Origin of the sequence: Plantactinospora veratri, assembly GCF_036421995.1 — a bacterium.
In the GTDB taxonomy this organism is placed as follows: Bacteria; Actinomycetota; Actinomycetes; order Mycobacteriales; family Micromonosporaceae; genus Plantactinospora; species Plantactinospora veratri.
The window spans coordinates 61631-81571 of record NZ_JAZGQL010000008.1 but is presented as its reverse complement, the minus strand read 5'-3'; the positions used below and the strand labels follow the sequence as shown (position 1 = coordinate 81571).

The 19941-nt window shown below is 73.4% G+C and carries 15 protein-coding genes; 8 read left to right on the top strand and 7 right to left on the bottom strand.

What is annotated here, in order from left to right; genetic code table 11:
- Positions 1 to 103: 103 nt before the first annotated feature.
- The 4 genes from V1634_RS12540 (at position 104) to mshC (ending at position 3714) form a co-directional block, all read left to right on the top strand.
- Positions 104 to 838, top strand: coding sequence for a histidine phosphatase family protein (locus V1634_RS12540; protein WP_331207946.1), 735 nt, complete (start codon positions 104 to 106; stop codon positions 836 to 838).
- Positions 839 to 932: 94 nt separating this feature from the next.
- Positions 933 to 1508 carry a DUF3090 domain-containing protein gene (locus V1634_RS12535; RefSeq protein ID WP_107259165.1) on the top strand — a complete coding sequence of 192 codons (576 nt, stop codon included), beginning with the start codon at positions 933 to 935 and terminating at the stop codon, positions 1506 to 1508.
- Positions 1509 to 1539: 31 nt separating this feature from the next.
- Positions 1540 to 2358 (top strand): SCO1664 family protein, encoded by an 819-nt coding sequence (locus V1634_RS12530; RefSeq protein ID WP_331207945.1) that lies wholly within the window; start codon positions 1540 to 1542, stop codon positions 2356 to 2358.
- A gap of 117 nt (positions 2359 to 2475) precedes the next feature.
- Positions 2476 to 3714, top strand: a complete 1239-nt coding sequence (gene mshC / locus V1634_RS12525) for a cysteine--1-D-myo-inosityl 2-amino-2-deoxy-alpha-D-glucopyranoside ligase (protein ID WP_331207944.1) — start codon at positions 2476 to 2478, stop codon at positions 3712 to 3714.
- Positions 3715 to 3762: 48 nt separating this feature from the next.
- Here the strand turns inward: mshC and V1634_RS12520 are convergent, their stop codons facing one another.
- Positions 3763 to 4554: a GntR family transcriptional regulator gene (locus V1634_RS12520; RefSeq protein WP_331207943.1), complete on the bottom strand. Its 792-nt coding sequence runs from the start codon at positions 4552 to 4554 to the stop codon at positions 3763 to 3765.
- 227 nt (positions 4555 to 4781) lie between these two features.
- On the bottom strand, positions 4782 to 5651 hold the full coding sequence (locus tag V1634_RS12515; RefSeq protein ID WP_101366070.1) for a PAC2 family protein: 870 nt from the start codon (positions 5649 to 5651) through the stop codon (positions 4782 to 4784).
- A 317-nt stretch (positions 5652 to 5968) separates the two neighbouring features.
- Between V1634_RS12515 and metH the strand changes: the two genes are divergently transcribed.
- Both metH and V1634_RS12505 read left to right on the top strand, forming a co-directional pair.
- Complete coding sequence (gene metH / locus V1634_RS12510) at positions 5969 to 9469, top strand: methionine synthase (protein WP_331208388.1); 3501 nt, start codon at positions 5969 to 5971, stop codon at positions 9467 to 9469.
- Between the two features lie 159 nt (positions 9470 to 9628).
- Positions 9629 to 11752: a helix-turn-helix transcriptional regulator gene (locus V1634_RS12505; RefSeq protein WP_331207942.1), complete on the top strand. Its 2124-nt coding sequence runs from the start codon at positions 9629 to 9631 to the stop codon at positions 11750 to 11752.
- Positions 11753 to 11798: 46 nt separating this feature from the next.
- Here V1634_RS12505 and V1634_RS12500 read toward each other — a convergent pair whose 3' ends face one another.
- Together V1634_RS12500 and V1634_RS12495 are read right to left on the bottom strand one after the other, a co-directional pair.
- Positions 11799 to 12947, bottom strand: a complete 1149-nt coding sequence (locus V1634_RS12500; protein WP_331207941.1) for an oxalate decarboxylase family bicupin — start codon at positions 12945 to 12947, stop codon at positions 11799 to 11801.
- Positions 12944 to 13186, bottom strand: a complete 243-nt coding sequence (locus V1634_RS12495) for a hypothetical protein (RefSeq protein ID WP_331207940.1) — start codon at positions 13184 to 13186, stop codon at positions 12944 to 12946. The genes V1634_RS12500 and V1634_RS12495 overlap by 4 nt, the downstream gene beginning before the upstream one ends.
- Before the next feature lie 285 nt (positions 13187 to 13471).
- Here V1634_RS12495 and V1634_RS12490 point away from each other — a divergent pair, with 285 nt between their 5' ends.
- Positions 13472 to 14209, top strand: coding sequence for a neutral zinc metallopeptidase (locus tag V1634_RS12490; RefSeq protein ID WP_331208387.1), 738 nt, complete (start codon positions 13472 to 13474; stop codon positions 14207 to 14209).
- 183 nt (positions 14210 to 14392) lie between these two features.
- Positions 14393 to 15046, top strand: coding sequence for an HAD family hydrolase (locus V1634_RS12485; RefSeq protein ID WP_331207939.1), 654 nt, complete (start codon positions 14393 to 14395; stop codon positions 15044 to 15046).
- Between the two features lie 144 nt (positions 15047 to 15190).
- On the opposite strand, the gene V1634_RS12480 is transcribed toward V1634_RS12485, so the two are convergent.
- The 3 genes from V1634_RS12480 to V1634_RS12470 all read right to left on the bottom strand — a co-directional run bounded on the left by V1634_RS12480 (position 15191) and on the right by V1634_RS12470 (position 19915).
- Positions 15191 to 17740 carry an ABC transporter permease gene (locus V1634_RS12480; protein WP_331207938.1) on the bottom strand — a complete coding sequence of 850 codons (2550 nt, stop codon included), beginning with the start codon at positions 17738 to 17740 and terminating at the stop codon, positions 15191 to 15193.
- On the bottom strand, positions 17740 to 18522 hold the full coding sequence (locus tag V1634_RS12475; RefSeq protein WP_331207937.1) for an ABC transporter ATP-binding protein: 783 nt from the start codon (positions 18520 to 18522) through the stop codon (positions 17740 to 17742). Before V1634_RS12475 ends, V1634_RS12480 begins: the two co-directional genes overlap by 1 nt.
- Positions 18523 to 19228: 706 nt before the next feature.
- Positions 19229 to 19915 carry a response regulator gene (locus V1634_RS12470; protein ID WP_107259156.1) on the bottom strand — a complete coding sequence of 229 codons (687 nt, stop codon included), beginning with the start codon at positions 19913 to 19915 and terminating at the stop codon, positions 19229 to 19231.
- Positions 19916 to 19941: the final 26 nt, after the last annotated feature.

Here is a 19941-nt window from a genome sequence, read left to right as displayed (position 1 = left end):
CGGCCGCCACCCGAGTCCGGCCCCGGGCGGCGGCTCTCGGGTCCGGCCGGTGGACCTGGCGGCTCGCGGAGGCTGCCGGACGGCCGGAACGTAGGGTGTGGTCGTGGCGACCCTTCTGCTCCTCCGACACGGCCGGACCACGGCGAACGCCGACGGCGGCCTGGCCGGACGGCAACCCGTGGAACTCGACGAGACCGGCCGGGCCCAGGCGACGGCGGTGGGCGGCCGGCTCCGGGTGATCCCGCTGGCGGCGGTGGTGACCAGCCCGCTGATCCGGTGCCGGCAGACGCTGGAGCTGGCGCTGCCCGACGCCGTACCGGCGGTCGAGGAGGGGCTCGTCGAGTGCGACTACGGCGCCTGGCAGGGCCAGCCGCTGAAGAAGCTGGCGAAGGATCCACTGTGGCAGGTGGTGCAGCAGCACCCGAGCGCGGCGGTCTTCCCCGACGGGGAGTCGATGGCCGGGATGGCGGCCCGGGCGGTCGAGGCGGTACGCCGCTGGGACGCCCGGATCACCGCCGAGCACGGGCCGGACGCGGTCTGGCTGGCATGCAGCCACGGCGATGTGATCAAGGCCATCGTGGCGGACGCGATGGGCGTACACCTGGACCAGTTCCAGCGGATCGTGGCGGACCCGGGCTCGGTGACCGGAATCCGCTACACCCCGGTCCGTCCGTTCGTGCTGCGGCTCAACGACACCGGCGGCGACCTGACCAGCCTGGTCCCGCCGCGCCCCGCCCGGCGCCGCCGCGCCCGCGCGGTCTCCTCGGACGCGGCGGTCGGCGGTGGGGTGGGCGTGGCCGGCGCCGGATCGGGTCGTCCCGACGGGCGGCAGCGGTGACCGGGCGGCGCCCCGCAGCGACCGGACCGGGGCGTACGGTGATTCGGGTCGGTGGGCTGCACGGTGTGGTAGCGGGCCGGATAGGGTCGGGGGTATGACCCACCAGGTGCACGCATTCGAGCCGCCCGAGCGGTTCGTCGCCGGAACTGTGGGTCCGCCGGGTGAGCGGACGTTCTTCCTCCAGGCGCGCGGCGGCGGCCGGCTGGTCAGCGTCGCCCTGGAGAAGGTCCAGGTCTCGCTGCTGGCCGAGAAGCTGGAGGAGCTGCTGACCGAGGCGCACCGGCGGTTCGGTGTCGAGCTGCCCGAGCCGCCCCCGGTCACCTCCGACAACGAGCCGCTGGACACGCCGGTCGACGAGGAGTTCCGGGTCGGCACCCTCGGTCTCGCCTTCGACGTCGACACCGCGACGGTGGTGATCGAGGCGATCGCGGCCGGTGAGGCCGAGGCGGAGGTCGAACTCGGCGGCGAGGAAGAGGTCGACGAGGACGAGGAGGAGCCGGACGACGACCTCGACCGGCTCCGGGTCCGGTTGACCCCGCAGGCGGCCCGTGAGTTCATCGAGCGGGCCCGCCGGGTGGTGGCGGCGGGCCGGCCGCCGTGTCCGCTCTGCGGCCAGCCGCTCGACCCGGCCGGCCACCTCTGTCCCCGACACAACGGCTACCACCGGTGACGGTCGCCGTGCTGCCGCCGGGACCGCCCCGGTGACCTCCTCCGAACTGCGACCCGTGCTGGACGAGAGCGACGCGCTGCGCCTCCTGGAGGGGGGCGAATTCGAGCTGGAGGGTCGGCTGGTCGACGCCTCCAACACGACGCTGCGGGGGTTTCTGACCCTGGACGGGGTGACCGTCCGCTGCGTCTACAAGCCGATCCGGGGTGAGCGGCCGCTCTGGGACTTCCCGGACGGGACCCTGGCCGGCCGGGAGGTTTCCGCCTACCTGCTCTCCCGGGCCACCGGGTGGGACCTGGTCCCGCCGACCATTCTGCGGGACGGTCCGCTCGGCCCCGGCGCCTGCCAGCTCTGGATCGACGAGCCGGAGCAGGCCGAGCCGCTGGTCGGCTTCGTACCGGCCCGGAGCCTGCCGGCCCGGTGGTTCCGGGTCGCGGCCGCCCGGGACGAGGACGGCGCCCCGTACGCCCTGGCGCACGCCGACGACCCCCGGCTGGCCCGGCTGGCCGTGCTGGACGCGGTGATCAACAACGCGGACCGCAAGGGCGGCCACGTGCTCGTCGGGCCGGACGACCGGATCTACGGTGTCGACCACGGCGTCTGCTTCCACTTCGAGGACAAGCTCCGGACGGTGCTCTGGGGCTGGGCGAGCCGGGACCTGCCGCCGGACGCGCTGGAGATGCTCACCGAGCTGTCCCGGGGGCTGAGCGGCCCGCTGGGGGAGAGCCTGGCCGAGCACCTGACCCTCGGCGAGGTCGCCGCGCTGGCGCGCCGGGTCGACCGGCTGCTGGCGACGGCCCGGTTTCCGGAGCCCTCCGAGGAGTGGCCGGCCATCCCCTGGCCGCCGATCTGAGCCGCGCTCCAGCGTTCCCGTCCCGGGTTTCCGGCGGGTCGGGCGGCCCTGTCGATCTGATCACCCCCGCCGCCGCGCCGAGGATTCGCGTCGGTCCGGCTGACTAGGCTGGTGACCATGGAAACCTGGATGGGTCACGAGATTCCGCGGCTGCCGGGCAGGGGACCGCAGCTCGCGCTGTACGACTCGGCACGCCGCGGTGTGCACCCCACCCGTCCCTCCGGGCCGGCCACGATGTACGTCTGCGGGATCACCCCGTACGACGCGACCCATCTGGGGCATGCCGCGACGATGATCGCCTTCGACGTCGTACAGCGGGTGTGGCGGGACGGCGGCCATCCGGTCAGCTACGTGCAGAACGTCACCGACATCGACGATCCGCTGCTGGAGCGGGCCGAACGGGACGGCGAGGACTGGGTGGTCCTGGCGATGCGGGAGACCGCGCTGTTCCGGGAGGACATGGAGGCGCTGCGGATGATCCCGCCCGCCCACTACGTCGGTGCCGTCGAGTCGATCCCGGCGATCGCCGAGAAGGTCCGGGTGCTGCTCGACGACGGTGCCGCGTACCGGCTCGACGACGGCACCGGGGACGTCTACTTCGACATCTCGGCCGCGCCGAGGTTCGGTTACGAGTCGAACCTCTCCCGGGCGGAGATGCTCGGCTACTTCGCCGAGCGGGGTGGTGATCCGGACCGGGCCGGCAAGCGGGACCCGCTCGATCCGCTGCTCTGGCGGGGCGCCCGGGACGGCGAACCGGCCTGGGAGGGCGGTCCGCTGGGTCCCGGGCGGCCGGGCTGGCACATCGAGTGTGCGGTGATCGCGATGGCGCTGCTCGGGGAGACCATCGACGTCCAGGGTGGCGGCAACGACCTGGTCTTCCCGCACCACGAGTGTTCGGCGGCGCACGCCGAGCGGCTGACCGGGGCGGAGCCGTTCGCCCGGCACTACGTACACGCCGGGATGATCGGCCTGGACGGCGAGAAGATGTCGAAGTCGAAGGGAAACCTGGTCTTCGTCTCCCGGCTCCGGGCCGACCACGTGGACCCGATGGCGGTGCGGCTGGCGCTGCTCGCCGGCCACTACCGCAGCGACCGGGAGTGGACCGACGACCTGCTCAAGGACGGCACCTCGCGGCTGGCCCGGTGGCGGGAGGCCGCCGCGGCGCCGTCCGGGCCCGCCGGCCCGGAGCTGCTGGCCGGGGTACGCGAACGGCTCGCCGACGACCTGGACACGCCGGGCGCGTTGGCCCTGGTGGACCGCTGGGCGGATGCGACGCTGGCCGGGTCCGGTGCCGATCCGGCCGCGCCGGACCTGATGGCCGCCACCGTCGACGCGCTGCTCGGCATCAAGCTCTGACCGCCCCCGAGGTCCCCTCCGTTCCGGGAGGGGACCTCGGGGCACCGCTCAGCCGAGCACCAGTCCCGGGTCCGGGTCGGCCTCCGGCGCCGGGCCCGGGACCTGGTACTGCTCGGTCAGCGTGGTCATCGGGCCGGGCCAGGTCGCCTGGGCCACCTCGATCGGCCGGTGGCTGGCGTCGTAGGCGACGTGCAGCAGGTGCAGCACCGGCGTGTCGGGGCGGATCTGGAGGATCTCCGCCTCCTCCCGGCTCGGCTGCCGGGCGCTGATCTGGTCGGTCGCCGAGACGTAGCGCCGGCCGATCGCCTCCTCGGCCTCCTGGTAGAGCGGCCGGCCGTACGCCTCCATCCGTTCCAGGCTGGTCCCGGCGGCGTCGTCGGTACGGAACCAGGAGGCGCCGACCTCCACCGGCACCTCCTCGGTGCGGACCAGGTGCCGCCGGACGACCAGTTCGGTGCCGTCGGGTACCCCGAAGGCGTCGGCGACCTCCGGCGGGGCCGGTGCCCGGCCGACCTGTACCAGTTGTTGCCGGTACCGGGCGGCCAGGTCGGCGTGGTAGCCGCGGTGACCGCCGTACCGGCCTCGGGAGAGCCGGTTGAGCCGGCGCCGGGTTCCTCGGACGTACGTCCCGGAGCCCGGTTTGGTGATCAGCACGCCCTCCACCCGGAGCTGGTCGATGGCGCGCTGCACGGTCTGCTTGGCCACCCCGAACATCTCGGCGATGGCGGGGATGGAGGGGAGCCGTTCACCGGCCGCCCAGTCACCCGCCCGGATCCTCGCCCGCAACTGGCCGGCGATCTGCCGGTGGGGGAACTCGGCCGCTCCGGGGTTGATCTGCACCGCTCCTCCGTCCAGGACATGATCCGGCGATAACGCTAGGTTCCTAGGATGCCGTACGGGGTGTGCGCCGGGCAACCGGCACGCGGAAAGGTCACGCCGAAAACGGAGATCTCCGGTCGGTGGGATTTCCGAGGGCACCTGGCCCGGCCGGCTCACCGATGGCGGACCGTCGGCGAGCCGGCAGCGGTCACCAGGGACCCGAGGTGTTCACCGGGAGCTGGCGGTGGTCACCAGGAACCGGCGGTGGGGCCGGCGGAGCCGCCGCGCCGGCGCAGGTACTTCTCGAACTCCTGGGCGATCTCGTCGCCGGTCAGCGGCTGGATGCCGGCATCGCCGACCCGTTCCTCCAGCTCTCGGACGTACTCGCCGAGTTCGGCGTCCTGCTCGGCGGCGGTGCGGACCCGCTGCTCCCACTCGGCGGCCTCCTCGGCCAGCTCCGACATCGGGACCGGCAGGTCGAGCACCTCCTCGACCCGGTGCAGCAGGGCCAGCGTCGCCTTCGGGCAGGGCGGGTTGTTGGCGTAGTGCGGCACGTGCACCCAGAACGAGACGGCGTCGACCTCGGCCCGGGTGGCGGCGTCGTGCAGTACCCCGACGATCCCGGTCGGGCCGTCGTAGCGGGTCGGGGTGAGCTGGTAGCGCTCGGCGGCGTCCTTGTCCGAGGCGCTGCCGCTGATCGGCAGCGGCCGGGTGTACGGCACGTCGGCGAGCAGCGCGCCGAGCAACACGATGCGGTTGATTTCGAGGCTGTGGCAGAGTTCCAGCACCTGCTCGCAGAAGGTGCGCCAGCGCATGCTCGGCTCGATGCCCCGGATCAGCACGACGTCGCGGTCCGTACCGTCCGGGCTGGCCCGCATGAACCGGGTGGTCGGCCACTCGACCCGGCGGGTCTCGCCGTCGGCCATCGTGATCGTCGGTCGGCTCACCTGGAAGTCGTAGAAGTCCTCGGGGTCCAGCTCGGTGATCTGGCGCGCCTGCCACACCTGTTCGAGGTGCTCGACCGCCGCGGTGGAGGCGTCGGCCGCGTCGTTCCAGCCCTCGAAGGCCGCGATCGCGACCGGCGAGCGCAGCTCGGGCAGCCCGTCGAACTCGGTCACGCCCTACCCCCAGCGTGCGTGCCACGGCTGAGCCGGGCGGTCCGGAGCCGCGCGGTGGTGCCCCCGATGTGCCTGGTGCTGCCGTCCCTGTTGTCCCTCACGTCCGTCAGCCTACGTCCCTGACTCGGATGCGGCCCGCCGGCCGCGCCGGCTCGGCCCGCCGGGGGAGCGGTCCGGCAGGTCGACCGCCATCGGACCGGCCCGGACAACCGGGACAGAAAGGGCGATTGCCCGGCGGACCGTACGTTGGGCAATGGTACGCCCACGACCGGTTGGCGGGGCCCCTCCCGGACTAGCCTGGAGTCGTGCCGACTCCGCTGCGTGACGCCCTGGGCGGCCGGGTGCTGGTCGCCGACGGCGCGATGGGGACGATGTTGCAGGCGGCCGAGCTGACCCTGGACGACTTCGAGGGGCACGAGGGCTGCAACGAGATACTCAACGTGAGCCGGCCCGACGTCGTCCGGTCGGTGCACGACGCGTACCTCGCCGCCGGGGCCGACTGTGTCGAGACAAACACCTTCGGAACGAACCTCTCCGCACTGCGCGAGTACGGCATCGAGCACCGGATCACCGAGCTGGCCGAGGCCGGCGCCCGGCTGGCCCGGCAGGCCGCCGACGCGGCCGGTACTCCGGACCGGCCCCGGTACGTGCTCGGGGCGATGGGACCGGGGACCAAACTGCCGACCCTGGGCCACCTCCGCTACGCCGAACTGCGCGACGCCTACCAGGCCAACGCGGCCGGGCTGGTCGCCGGCGGCGCGGACGGGCTGATCGTCGAAACCTGCCAGGACCTGCTCCAGGTCAGGGCGGCCGTCATCGGAGCCCGGCGGGCGCTGGCCGAGGCCGGCCGGGAGCTGCCGGTGATCTGCCACGTCACGGTCGAGACCACCGGCACCATGCTGCTGGGCACCGAGATCGGCGCGGCGCTGACCGCGCTGGAGCCGCTCGGCATCGACCTGATCGGGCTCAACTGCGCCACCGGGCCGGCCGAGATGACCGAGCACCTGCGCTACCTGTCCCGGCACGCCCGGATCCCGCTGTCGGTGATGCCGAACGCCGGGCTGCCGGAGCTGACCGCCGACGGGGCCCGCTATCCGCTGACCCCGCAGGAGTTGGCGGAGGCGCTGGCCGGCTTCGTCGACGACTACGGGCTGTCCCTGGTCGGCGGCTGCTGCGGTACCACGCCCGCGCACATCCGGGCGGTGGTGGACCGGCTGGGCGACGCGGCGGTGCGGCCCCGGGCGCCCGAGTCGGAGCCGGGGGTGGCCAGCCTCTACCACCAGGTGCCGTTCGCCCAGGACGCCAGCGTGCTGATGGTCGGCGAGCGCACCAACGCCAACGGCTCCAAGGCGTTCCGGGAGGCGATGCTGGCCGGGGACTGGCAGGCGTGTGTGGAGATCGCCCGGAGCCAGGCCCGGGACGGGTCGCACCTGCTCGACCTCTGCGTCGACTACGTCGGCCGGGACGGCGTACGCGACATGCGGGAGATCGCCGGCCGGTTCGCCACCGCCTCCACCCTGCCGATCGTGCTCGACTCGACCGAGCCGGCCGTGATCGAGGCCGGTCTGGAGATGCTCGGCGGCCGGTGCGTGGTCAACTCGGTGAACTTCGAGGACGGCGACGGCCCCGACTCCCGGTACGCCCGGGTGCTGCCGCTGGTCCGCGAGCACGGCGCCGCGGTGGTGGCACTGACCATCGACGAGGAGGGTCAGGCCCGGACCGCCGACTGGAAGGTACGGGTGGCGTCCCGGCTGATCGACGACCTCACCGGCCGGTGGGGGATCGACGTGCGGGACATCCTGGTCGACTGCCTCACCTTCCCGATCGCCACCGGCCAGGAGGAGACCCGCCGGGACGGCATCGAGACGATCGAGGCGATCCGGGAGATCGGCCGCCACTATCCCGGGGTCAACTTCACGCTCGGCGTCTCGAACGTCTCGTTCGGGCTGAACCCGGCGGCCCGGCAGGTGCTCAACTCGGTCTTCCTGCACGAGTGCGTGCAGGCCGGTCTGACCAGCGCCATCGTGCACGCCAGCAAGATCCTGCCGATGGCCAGGATCCCGGACGAGCAGCGCGAGGCGGCGCTGGACCTGGTCTACGACCGGCGCCGGCCCGGCCACGACCCGGTGCAGCGCTTCATCGAACTCTTCGAGGGGGTGGACGCCGCCTCGGCCCGGGCCACCCGGGCGGAGGAACTGGCCGCGCTGCCGGTCGACGAACGGCTGAAGCGACGGGTCGTCGACGGCGAGCGCAACGGCCTCGAAGCCGACCTCGACGAGGCGCTGACCGGCCGGCCGGCGCTGGCCATCGTCAACGAACTGTTGCTGGACGGGATGAAGGTGGTCGGCGAGCTGTTCGGCGCCGGCCAGATGCAGCTGCCGTTCGTGCTCCAGTCGGCCGAGGTGATGAAGGCGGCGGTGAGCTACCTCGAACCGCACATGGAGAAGTCCGACGACGGCGGCAAGGGCCGGATCGTGCTCGCCACCGTCAAGGGCGACGTGCACGACATCGGCAAGAACCTGGTGGACATCATCCTGACCAACAACGGCTACGAGGTGGTCAACATCGGCATCAAGCAGCCGATCGCGGCGATCCTGGAGGCGGCCGAGGAGCACGCCGCCGACGCCGTCGGGATGTCCGGGCTGCTGGTGAAGAGCACCGTGGTGATGAAGGAGAACCTCGCCGAGATGGCGTCCCGGGGGGTCGCCGGGCGCTGGCCGGTACTGCTCGGCGGTGCGGCACTGACCCGGTCGTACGTCGAGGACGACCTCCGGTCGACCTACCCCGGCGAGGTGCACTACGCCCGGGACGCCTTCGAGGGACTGTCCCTGATGGACCGGCTGATGGCGGCGAAGCGCGGCGGCGCCCCGGTGGTGGACGCCGAGCGGGAGGCGGCGCTGGCCGCCCGGCGGGCCCGCCGGGACCGGCAGCGGAGCCGGGTGGCGGCGGCGCTGCCGGAACTCTCCGACGCCTCGGTCCGCTCCGACGTGGCGGTCGACGTCGAGGTGCCGGCGCCGCCGTTCTTCGGCACCCGGGTGGTCAGGGGCATCCCGCTGGCCGACTACGCGGCACTGCTCGACGAGCGGGCCACCTTCGCCGGCCAGTGGGGGCTGCGCGGGTCGCGCGGCGGCGCCGGGCCGAGCTACGAGGAGCTGGTGGAGACCGAGGGACGGCCCCGGCTGCGTTCCTGGCTGGACCGGCTCGCCGCCGACCGGGTGTTGGAGGCGGCGGTGGTCTACGGCTACTTCCCGGCCTACTCCGACGGCAACGACCTGGTGGTGCTCGACGAGGACGGCGGCGTCGAGCGGGCCAGGTTCAGTTTTCCCCGACAGCGGCAGGAGCGCCGGCTCTGCCTGGCCGACTTCTTCAAGCCCCGGAGCGATCGGCTCGACGTCGTCGCCCTGCAACTGGTCACCGTCGGGCAACCGATCGGCGAGTACGCCGCGAAGCTCTTCGCCGGGGACGAGTACCGCGACTATCTGGAGGTGCACGGGCTGTCGGTGCAGCTCACCGAGGCGCTCGCCGAGTACTGGCACCGCCGGATCCGGGCCGAGCTGACCCTGCCGGACGGCCGTACCGTGGCCGACGACGACCCGGACGACCTCGCCGGGCTGCTGCGTACCGACTACCGGGGCTGCCGGTACGCGTTCGGTTATCCGGCCTGCCCGGACCTGGAGGACCGGGCGAAGCTGGTCGAGCTGCTCGGCGCGGAACGGATCGGGGTCCGGCTCTCCGAGGAGTTCCAGCTCGTGCCGGAGCAGGCGACCGACGCGATCGTGGTGCACCACCCGGACGCCGGCTACTTCAACGCCCGATAGCCGGCCGTCTCGGCGCTCGACAGCCGGCCGGCTTGGCCCGGGTAACCGGCCGGGGTAATTGCGGGCGAACTCCGGCACGGCCGGTAACGCGCTGGATAGCCTCCGGGTGGAGGCCGAATCCGTCTCGGGTCCGGGCGCGGTCGCCGCCGAGGGGGTGCCATGGCCACGTCGTTCACCCTGGACCGGCCGGGCGGGCTGGCGGCGGACGGGCTGCCGGTCGCCTCCGCGGCCCAGCGGTGGATCCTCCGGGCGGTGGCGATCTGCGAGGAACGGTGCCAGATCTGGTTCCTGGAACGGATGACCGACCGGTCCGGCCCGGGGCTGCACGACGACGTCGAGGCGCTGCTCGCCCGGGGTGCGCTGGCGGACTCGCCCGCCGGCCTGCGGCCCGGCTCGGTCGAGCTGCGCGACGCCGTCCGCCGGGGCATCCCACCGTCGCTGCTGGCCGCGCTGCACCACCGGGCCGCCGGCGTACTCGTCGAAGCGGCGCGCCCGGCGGCGGCCGCCGAGCACCTGCTCCGGGTGCTGGAGGTGGCCGGGCGGGTCGACGTACCCCTGGTCTCCCGGCTGGTCGCGGATCCGGCGGTCGACCCGTCGACGGCGGCCGACCTGCTGCTGGCGGCCCGGGACGCCCGGGATCCCGCGCTCGGTCCGGAACTGCGCCGCGACTGGGCGCTGGCCGCGGTCGACCACCTGATGCTGGCCGGGCGGGTCGAACCGGCACTGGCGATCCTGGGCGACGAGATCGCGGCCGACCGGGCCGGGGCCGGACACCGGGCGCTGCTGCTGGGCCGGCTCGGCGCCTGGTACGCCAGCTGCCGGCCGTCGCTGGCCTTCGACTACCTGGACCGGGCGCTGGCCCAACCCGACCTGCGGCCCGGTCACCGCAGCTGGCTGCTGGGCACCCTGGCCGCCGTGGCGGGCCGGCTCGGCCGGCCGGGCTTCGAGTCGCTGCTCGCGGCGGCGGACCGGGCCCAGGCCGACGCGCCGTCCCCGGACGGCGGGATCCGGCTGGCGCTGGCCCGGGCCGGGAACGCCATGGCCGGCGGCGACCTGCCGGCCGCCCGGCGGCTGCTCGGCCGGGTCGACCCGAGCGACCCGGCAGCCCGGGCACAGGCCCCGTTCCTGCGGGTCGAGCGGATCGCCTGCCAGCTCGCCTGCGGCGACCACGAGGAGGCCGGCACCGCGCTGCGGTTCGCCGAGGTGGATCTGGGCACCCTGGGCGGGGCGGCGCAGCCGATGCTGGCGGCCCTGGACTGCCGGCTCCGGGTCTGTGCCGGCGACCTGCCGGAGGCGTCGGCCCGGGCCGGCCTGGCGCTGCGACACCACCCCGCCGGCCGGCTCCCCGACGAGGTCCATGCCGAACTGCTGGCGGTACTGGTGGAGGTGTCCTTCCGGCAGGGCCGGCCGGAGAGCGCCCGCGAGCTGCTGGCCGGCGTCGAGACCCCGGTGGACTGGCCCGACGCGCTGCCCTGGGTACGGCTGGCCGGTGCCGCCGCCCTCGACCCGGAGCCCGGCCGGCACGCCGCGCTGCTCCGGGCCGCCGTCGACGTGCTGGACCGGTCGCTGCGCCCACTGCTCCTCGTCCCGCAGCAGGCACCGGCGCTGACCCGGGCGGCGCTGCTCCTCGGCGACCAGCAGCGGGCGCACCAGCTCGCGGAGCATCTGGTCCGGATCGCGGAGCGGGTGGACAGCGGTCTGTGGTGGGGCGTCGCGCAGCACGTCGCCGGCCTGGTGGAGCGGGACCCGGGGCTGCTGCGTGGTGCGGTGGGACAGTTGCGGGCCACCTCGGCCCGGCCGGTGCTGGCCGACGCGCTGCACGACCTGGCCGGTACGCCCGGCACCGGGGCGGCCCAGGCCCGGCGGGCCGCCGAGGAGGCCGCCGCCCTCTTCGGCCGAATCGGCGCCGCGGGCGACCAGGAGCGGGCGGTGCGCCGAGGGCGTGCCCTCGTGGCGTCGGAGCGCCGGAACCGGGGCGGCGCCGACGGTGCGACGGCGACCGAGGGAGACCGGCGGAGCCGGCACGGCGCCGGGTTCGACGCGTTGACCGCCGCCGAGACCCGGGTCGCCGAACTGCTGGCCGGCGGTGCGACGAAGCAGCAGGCGGCGGCGAGCCTCTTCGTCTCCTTCCACACCGTCGACGCCCAACTCCGGGCCGTGTACGCGAAACTGGGCGTCCGGAACCGGCTCGAGCTGGCCCGGCTCTGGGCCGCCCGCACCCCGACAACGGAGGATCCGACCCGCCCGGCCCCGGAGTCGGACGGGCCGGCGCGAGCCGACTGACCAGACCCGTGCCCGCCGCGCCGGGCGGGGCGGGGCGGATCCCGGCTCAGGAGGCGATCGGCCGCTTCGTCCTCGGGATCGACTCGACCAGCGAACGGGGCAGGTGGAGGGTGTCGGCGGCGACCTGCGGCGGGGTGTTCGCCATCCACTGGGCCAGCGAGATGTCCTCGAAGCGCGGGTTGCGGAACATCTCCAGGAAGACCAGCGGCTCGGTGCCGGTGTTCTCGATGTAGTGGCCGTAGGCGAACGGCACGTAGCCGACGTCGCCGGACCGGTAGTCGAAGGTCCGGTTCACCCCCGAGCTGGCGAAGACGCCCATCCGGCCGGAACCGGAGATGTAGTACTGCCACTCGTCGTCGGTGGGATGCCAGTGCAGTTCGCGCATCGCACCCGGCTCGACCTCCACCAGCGCCGCGCAGATGGTCGTCGAGGCGGCGAAGTTGCTCACGTCGGCGATCCGTACCGTGCCGCCGTCGAAACGCTCGGGCGCCTGGGCGTGCAGCCGGTGCTTGAAGGTACGCGGTACGTCCCCGGTGGGGCTGACCACCCGGTCGGACTCCAGCGGCGGCGGCACCTGCCCCGGGAAGATGTACCGCTCCTTCGCCGGCAGGTCGGCGAGCTGCTCCGTACGCCAGCCGAAGTTCTTCGCGATCACCTCCTTCGGGGTGTGTGCGAAGAAGTCGCTGATCAGGAAGGTGGAATTCTCCGAGAAGGCGCCGTCGTCGAAGACGAGCAGGAACTCCACGCCGTCGTCGAGGGCCTGGATGTGGTGCGGTACCCCCTTGGGGAAGAACCAGAGGTCACCCTGGGAGACGTCGTCGAGGAAGTTGCGCCCCTCCTGGTCGACGGCGCCGATCCGGCAGCTTCCGGCCAGCACGTACGCCCACTCGGCCTCCTTGTGCCAGTGCAGCTCCCGGTAGGCGCCGGGTCGGAGCGCCATGTCGACGCCGGAAAGCGTGCTGGCGACCGGCAACTCGCGCTGGGTCACCTCCCGGGTCCAGCCGCCCTCCTCGATCCGGGTGTGCGCGTTGGAGAACGAGAACTTCAGGTTGGGCACCGTGCCCCGGTCGGTCGGCGGCGGTACCAGCAGGTCCGGGTTCTGCCGGTCCAGCCCGAGGTTGCGGGGCCCCAGGTCGGGGCCGCCCGCGCTGCCACGGATCGGTTGGGGCAGGTCGTTGCGGGATGTCCGGCTCATACCAGTCCCTCCTCTCGTCGGCGGAGATCGCCGGTTCGGGTCCGCGGGCCGGTCCCGCCGAGCAGCAGCGTCCGCACCAGCGCCGGGCCGCCGTGCAGGCCGACGGCGGCCGGGATCGCGAGGCAGGTCAGGGCCAGCACCAGTACCGTCCAGCGTGGTGCGCCGGTCAGTGCGGCACCGACGGACAGCACGGTGAGGGCGCCGAGGTTGCGCCGGGTCCGGCGCAGCGGCACGATCATGGGAACTCCTTCCGGACGGTGGTGTGGACCGGACGACGGATCGGGCGACCGGCCGGTGCCGGATCCGGTGGTGGCCTCGGCCGGCGACGTCGGCGGACCGGTCGGGCTCCGCCCGTCCGGATCCGGGGTCGGTCGTCGTCACGCCCTTCGGTCTAGCCGGGAAGCGCGCAGACAATCTCACGTGATCGCGGGAAATGTCCCCGGCGCCGGGCCCGACCGGGCGGGGGGTTTGACCCGGTGAGCACGCTGGGAAGTGTTCTGGTCGTCGACCTGTGGGAGGCCATGATGCGCCCGTTGCGCCGAACCGGCCGGTTCTGGCCGCTGCTCGCGCTGATCGTGACGCTGGTCGTCGCGGGAGCCTGCTTCGTCGGCGGCACGGGCGCAGGCGGTCCGTCGGCACCGGACGATCCGGGCACGTCCGGCGCGAACGGCACCGGCGAGGCCGACGGCACGATGACGGTGGACGAGTTCCGGCGTGACATCGGCGGTGCGGTCCGGGTCGCCGAGGAGTACTGGACGGCGCGGTTCAAAGCGTCGGGGGAGCGGTTCCAGCCCATCCGCCGGATCACCGCGTACCAGCGCGAGGGCGAGGTCGCCTGTGCCGGCCAGGCGCTGCCGCGCAACAACGCCGTCTACTGCTCGGCGGGTGACTTCATCGCGTACGACGTCAACTGGGCGGTCGCCGCGTTCCGGCAGGTCGGCGACGCGTTCCTGTTCTACCTGCTCGGGCACGAGTACGCGCACGGCGTGCAGGTGCGGCTCGGCATCCGGTACGACTTCACCATCCAGCAGGAGTTGCAGGCAGACTGCATGGCCGGGGCGTACCTCGGGGACTCGGTGCGGTCCGGGGCGCTCACCATCGACGACGGCGACCTCGACGAGCTGAGCCGGGGCCTGCGGGCGGTCGCCGACGAGCCGGGCCAGCCGTGGTTCGCCGAGGGGGCGCACGGTACCGCGGAGCAGCGCACCGAAGCGTTCTTCGGCGGTTTCGAGCGGTCGCTGGACGCCTGCGACCTCCGGTGAGCCGGCCCGGGATGCCGAGCGGCACGGCATCGACCCCGGCCCGGTGATCCGGCGACCCGGCTGAGGGCTCCGCCACACTTCGGGGCCGACACCGGGAGATCGTCGGGCGGCGTTGGCAGGATCGTAGCCGGCAGCTCGCGTCCGATCCGGGAGGACATCCTGAACACCCAGCATCTCGCCGCGGTGCTCTTCGACATGGACGGCACGCTGGTGGACAGCGAGCGGTTGTGGGACATCGGGCTCCAGGAACTCGCCGCGCACTACGGCGGCACCCTGTCCGAGGCGGCCCGGCTCGCCATGGTCGGCACCAGCATGGGTGTCTCGATGGAGATCCTGCACACCGACCTCGGGCAGCCGTGGCGGGACCCGGCGGTCAGCGCCGCCTGGGTCGACCGCCGGGTCGGCGAGCTGTTCCTGACCGACCTGAAGTGGCGGCCGGGGGCGCTGGCCCTGGTGACGGCGGTACGCGCCGCCTCGGTGCCGGCCGCGCTGGTCACCTCGACCCGGCGGGCCGTGGTGGAGATCGCGTTGGAGACGCTCGGCCGGGACACCTTCGACGTGGTGGTCTGCGGTGACGAGGTGGCCGCCACCAAGCCGGACCCGGAGCCGTACCTGACGGCGGCCCGGCTGCTGGACGTGCCGATCTCCCGCTGCGTGGCGATCGAGGACTCGCCGACCGGGGTGGCGAGTGCGCTCGCCGCCGGAGCCGCCGTACTCGCCGTGCCGCACGCGGTGCCGATCGACCCGGCCGACGGCGTACGCCTGCTGGAGACGCTGACCGGAGTCGACCTGGACCTGCTCTCCGGCCTGCTCTCCCCGCTCGACGTCTCCCGCTGACCGCCGCCGCGCCGCCGCCCCGGCCGGCCCGCCCGCGACGCCGACCGCCGCCCCGGCCCGGAACGTGGCCGGGGGCGGCGCCCGTCCCGACGCCGCCCCCGGCCCTGCTGCCCACGGCCATCCCCACGGCCGCGGGCCGGCCCGCTACTCGTGCGCGATCGCGCCGAGTACGTTCAACCGGGCGGCGCGGATGGCCGGCAGGACCGCCGCGACCACCCCGACCACGGCCGCCAGGCCGAGGAAGACCCCCATCTCGGTCCACGGCAGCACCAGGTCGGTGATGCCGTCCTCGCGCAGCGCCCGGACCACGGCGGCGCCGAGGCCGGTGCCGACCGCCACCCCGAGCAGGGCACCGAAGACCGAGATCACCACCGCCTCGACGGTGATCATGCGCATGGTCTGACCCCGCCGCAGGCCGATCGCCCGCAGCAGGCCCAGCTCCCGGGTCCGCTCCAGCACCGACAGCGCCAGCGTGTTCACGATGCCGAGTACGGCGATCACGATCGCCAGCGCCAGCAGGATCTGGATCATCGTCAGCAGGCCGTCGAGCTGGCTGGTCTGCTGCTCGATGAAGTCGGCCCGGTCGGCGACCGACACCTCGGGGCTGTCCGCCAGCAGCGTCTCGACCCGCGGCATCACCTGGTCGACCGAGGCACCCGGCGCCAGCTTGAGGTACGCCTGCGTCGGCTGCGGCACCGCGAAGTTGGCCGCCGCCGAGGCCGGGATGACGAACCCGCCGAAGAGTTCGGACTCGGCGTAGATGCCGCTCACCGTGTAGGTCCGGGCATCACCCCGGGAGAGCTGCACCGGCACGGTGTCTCCGACCGAGAGGCCCCGGTCCTTCGCGGTCCCCGAGTCGACCAGGAGCTGATCGGGGCCGAGCGAGTCGATGCTGCCGGCCGTCGGGGTCGCCCGGTAGATCTCCCGCAGCGCGGGCACGCTGCTGGTCGCGGTGATCCAGCCCTGCTTGCCGCCGACCACCGCGCGGTCGCCGTACAGGCCGGCGACCATGGCCACGCCGGGCAGCTCGGCGGCCCGGTCCAGCACCGCCGGGTCGAAGCTCGGCGGCCGGGGGCCGGTCTGCGCCCCGGAGATGACCAGCTCGGCCGCGATGGTGTCCTCGGCCAGCGCGGTGAGGCTGCTCTTGGCCGAGTCGAGGATCACCGTCACGCCGGTGACCAGGGCGATCCCGACCATCAGCGCGGCGGCGGTGATCGCGGTACGCCGCGGGTTGCGGCCCGAGTTCAGCCGGCCCAGCTTGCCCGGCACCGACCAGGAGAAGAGCCGGCCGAGCAGCCCGACCACCGGGCGGCTGATCAGCGGGGTCAGCAGGGCCACCCCGACGAAGCAGAGCAGCACGCCGCCGAGGATGGTGAGCAGGGTGTTGTCCCCGGTGTTGCCGCTCAGCCCCAGCGCCATCAGGGTGCCGCCGAGCGCGGACACCACCGCACCGGCGGCCGAGATCTTCGTCAGCGGCCGGTCCGGCGTCGCCACGTCCTGCATGGCGGCCACCGGAGGGATCCGGGCGGCCCGCATCGCCGGGAGTACCGCCGCGATGACCGTGACGACCAGGCCGACCGCGAAGGAACTGATCACCGCGGCCGGGGGTACGCCGAGCCCGGCCAGTTGCAGCCCACCGGCGCTCTGCCCGAAGACGTACGCCAGCAGCGCGCCGATGCCGATCCCGGCGCCGAGCCCGAGTACCGAGGCGACCAGGCCGATCGCGACGGCCTCGACCAGCACCGAGCCGATCACCTGACGGCGACCGGCGCCGATCGCCCGGAGCAGCGCGAGTTCCTTGGTGCGCTGCGCGACGATGATCGAGAAGGTGTTCAGGATCAGGAAGATGCCGACGAAGAGGGCGACCCCGGCGAAGCCGAGCAGGATGTTGTTGAAGAAGGCGAGTCCCTCCTTCAGCCCGGCGGAGGCGTCCTCGGAGAGCTGCTCGCCGGTCTTGACCACGTACCCGTCGCCGAGCGTGGCGGCGATGTCGTCGCGCAGCTTCGCCGGGTCGACCCCGTCGGCGGCCTTGACGCTCAGCTCGGAGAAGACGCCGGGCTTGCCCAGCATCAGCTCCTGGGCGACCCGCTCGGTGAACGCCACCTCCTGGGCGCCGCCGAGGCTGTCCCGGTCGCCGCTGTAGCCGTAGATGCCGACCACGGTGAACTCGCGCTTCGGTTGCAGGGTGAGTACCCCGACCCGGTCGCCGACGGCGAGCTTGGCGGCCTTGGCGACCCCCGCGTTGACCGCGACCTCGTTGTCGGCGCTCGGGCCCCGGCCCTCGCGCAGCTCGACCTGGCCGCTCTCGCCGGTCCAGTTGGCGCCGATCTGCGGCGGGCCGACGGAGGTGAGCACCTTGCCGTTGCTGCCGATCACCCGGGCGCCGTCGGCGGCGGCCAGGCCGGTGGCGCTGGCCACCCCGGAGACCCCACGGACCTGCTCCAGGGTGCTGGCCGGGAAGGTGGCGGCGACCTCCATGCCCTCCATCTCGCTGACGTCGATCTTCGGCTTGGCGGAGACCCCGACGTCGGTGCCGGCGTACGCGTCGCTGAAGACGGTGTCGAAGGACCGGCCCAGGGTGTCGGTGAGGACGAAGGCGCCGGAGACGAACATCACGCCGAGCACGACGGCCAGGCCGGAGAGGACCAGCCGGACCTTGCGGGCGAGCAGGCTCTTCAGGGTCGCGCGCAGCATCAGAGCCCCGCCTCGGTGAGACCCGCCTCGGCGAGCCCGTCGAGCTTCTTCATCGTGTCCAGCACGGTCTCCGGGGTCGGTTCGATGAGTTCGGAGACGATCTGGCCGTCGGCGAGGAAGATGACCCGGCCGGCGTAGGAGGCGGCCACCGGGTCGTGCGTGACCATCACGATGGTCTGCTGGTATTCGGCGACGGAGCGGCGCAGGAAGCCGAGCACCTCGGCGCCGGCCCGGGAGTCGAGGTTGCCGGTCGGCTCGTCGGCGAAGATCACCTCGGGCCGGGAGGCGAGTGCCCGGGCGCAGGCGACCCGCTGCTGCTGCCCACCGGAGAGCTGGGCCGGCCGGTGCCCCAGCCGGTCCCGCAACCCCACTGTGTCGATGACGGTGTCGAGCCATTCCTTGTCGGGCTTACGACCGGCGATCGAGAGCGGAAGCAGGATGTTTTCCAGCGCGGTCAACGTGGGCAGCAGGTTGAACTGCTGGAAGATGAAACCGACCTTGTCCCGGCGCAGTTTCGTGAGACCCGCGTCACCGAGTCCGGTGACTGCGGTGTCGCCGATATGGATCGTCCCCCGGGTCACCGAGTCGAGGCCGGCGAGGCAGTGCATCAGGGTGGACTTACCGGATCCGGACGGTCCCATGATGGCCGTGAACCGGGCCCTCTCGAATTCCGCGTTCACCCCACGCAGCGCGACAACCTGTGCCTCACCGCTGCCGTACACCTTCCACACGTCGTTGGCCCGGGCGGCCATCTGGGCATCTCGGGCTAGCGTCGCGGTCACTTTCATCTCCCCCTAGACATTCTTGGTCCGGCCGGACCACCTGGCCCGGCCGGCAGCATCCATCGTCGGCGACCCGGGCAACCCGGGCGTCCGTCCCGCGATGGAGTTCGACGCGGAAAATCTGCTGCGGGTGGGCCCTGACGGTCGAATCAGGGTTGCCCCTGAGTGATATGTGTTCCGCGCCCGCCGATCGGGTGAGCGTGTCGCGATCGGCTCGGAATTCGACGCCAGCGATTCCCACCGGGGCGAATACCTTTGATTGCGCCCGCTCTCCGGCACCGGCCGGATCACGCGCGGGTCGTATCAGTCTGTCATGATCCGCTTGCGCTGTGCGTCGATCGCCGGAACGCCGGCCCGGTCCGCTCCGGTACCCCCGTCGTCGCGGTCATGCCGCCCCCTCTGCCCGTCCGGCGGCGGAACCTCCGCGCCCGTCGTCGTACCTGCGGAAAACGGTAGGCGCGGGAAGCCGGCGGGCCGTCGTGCGCCGGGATGGTCTTCGGGTACGCCCCGAGCCCCGGCCCGGTCCTCCGACCGGACGACTCCGCGTCGTGCGGGTCGTACGCCCTCCGGGTCGTCGGGCCTACTTCTCCGGGGGTGCTGAGAGGGCGCCGACTCCGCCCGTCGGAGGGTCTGCCCCCGGGGACGACTCAGGGTCGCTGGTTCGACCCGGCGTCGCCCGCGGTGATGAGGAGGAGGGGTGCTGCCGTCAGGCGCCGGGCCGGACCAGCCCGGTCTCGTACGCCAGCACCACCGCCTGGACCCGGTCGCGGAGGCCGAGCTTGGTCAGCACGTGCCCGACGTGGGTCTTGATGGTCGTCTCGCTCACCGAGAGCACCCGGGCGATCTCCGCGTTGGAGAGCCCCCGGGCCACCTGGACCAGCACCTCCCGTTCCCGCTCGGTGAGTACGCCGATCGCCTTGGGCGGGGTGGCGTCCGGGTCGGGCAGGGTCTCGGCGAACCTGTCCAGCAGCCGCTTCAGGATCCGGGGCGCCACGACCGCCTCGCCGGCGGCGACGGTGCGGATGGCGGTGACCAGGTCCTCGGCGGGTACGTCCTTGGCCAGGAAGCCGCTCGCACCGGCCCGGAGCGCGCCGACGACGTACTCGTCGAGATCGAAGGTGGTCAGGATGAGCACCCGGACCGGCAGCCGGGCATCGATGATCGCCCGGGTGGCGGCGACCCCGTCCATCCGGGGCATCCGGATGTCCATCAGCACCACGTCGGGGAGGAGTCGCCGGGACAGGTCGACCGCCTCGACGCCGTCGCCGGCCTCGCCGACGATGTCCAGGTCGTCCTCCGCGCCCAGCACCATCCGGAAACCGGTGCGCAGCAGCGGCTGGTCGTCGGCGAGCAGCACGCGTACCGGCCGGCTGGACTCCCTACCGTCGCTCATGCCGACACTCCGCTCCGCCGACCGTC

Excerpts from the sequence above, each read along its gene's own strand:
- V1634_RS12535 (WP_107259165.1), top strand. The coding sequence starts at position 933 with ATGACCCACCAGGTGCACGCATTCGAGCCGCCCGAGCGGTTCGTCGCC.
- V1634_RS12480 (WP_331207938.1), bottom strand. The coding sequence starts at position 17,740 with ATGCTGCGCGCGACCCTGAAGAGCCTGCTCGCCCGCAAGGTCCGGCTG.
- V1634_RS12470 (WP_107259156.1), bottom strand. The coding sequence starts at position 19,915 with ATGAGCGACGGTAGGGAGTCCAGCCGGCCGGTACGCGTGCTGCTCGCC.
- V1634_RS12495 (WP_331207940.1), bottom strand. The coding sequence starts at position 13,186 with ATGATCGTGCCGCTGCGCCGGACCCGGCGCAACCTCGGCGCCCTCACC.
- V1634_RS12500 (WP_331207941.1), bottom strand. The coding sequence starts at position 12,947 with ATGAGCCGGACATCCCGCAACGACCTGCCCCAACCGATCCGTGGCAGC.
- V1634_RS12490 (WP_331208387.1), top strand. The coding sequence starts at position 13,472 with ATGCGCCCGTTGCGCCGAACCGGCCGGTTCTGGCCGCTGCTCGCGCTG.
- mshC (WP_331207944.1), top strand. The coding sequence starts at position 2,476 with ATGGAAACCTGGATGGGTCACGAGATTCCGCGGCTGCCGGGCAGGGGA.
- V1634_RS12505 (WP_331207942.1), top strand. The coding sequence starts at position 9,629 with ATGGCCACGTCGTTCACCCTGGACCGGCCGGGCGGGCTGGCGGCGGAC.